At 62.0% G+C, this 482-nt stretch carries 1 protein-coding gene and 1 pseudogene; both read right to left on the bottom strand.

The window, feature by feature from the left end; all coding sequences use genetic code 11:
- A pseudogene (locus tag EOA60_RS39555) lies at nt 1–154 on the bottom strand (nuclear transport factor 2 family protein); the annotation flags it as partial.
- A gap of 10 nt (nt 155–164) precedes the next feature.
- On the bottom strand, nt 165–482 hold a 318-nt coding region (locus EOA60_RS36825), incomplete at its 5' end, for a carbonic anhydrase (protein ID WP_281060831.1).

Genomic DNA, 482 nt, shown 5'->3' on the forward strand with positions numbered 1-482 from the left:
CTTCAGAAAGCAATTCGGACAGTTCGGTTCGGTCGGCGACCAGGAGTGCCGAATACCAACGATCGATGACGGCGCTGTCATCGGCGCTGGCGCTGATCGTCGCGGACAGCAGCAGCGCTGCCGCAAGGAAAAACCTACACCAGATCCGCTCCATCAACCCTCCATCAAAGCTCCGGCCGCTCGAAATCGCCGGTCTCCTTGTTCATCACCCAGAGCTCGCCGGTCGAGATGTCGAACCAGGCGCCGTGCAGGGTAAGCTTGCCCTTGCCCTCGAGGATCGAAACGCAAGGGAATGTCCTGAGATTGGCGATCGAATAGCGGATCGAGATGCGCTCCAGCGCCGTCTGGCGCTCGGTCGCCGTCATGAAGGTGCTGGACGAGACGGTCTCGGCAGCCGGCGCGATCAGGCTCATCCATTTGCCGATGAAATCGCCGGGCGACAGCGGCGCAAAATTGGTATCGAGCGCGGCGCGGATGCCGCC

The sequence above is a fragment of the Mesorhizobium sp. M1A.F.Ca.IN.020.06.1.1 genome (assembly GCF_004023265.1).
Classification (GTDB): Bacteria; Pseudomonadota; Alphaproteobacteria; order Rhizobiales; family Rhizobiaceae; genus Mesorhizobium.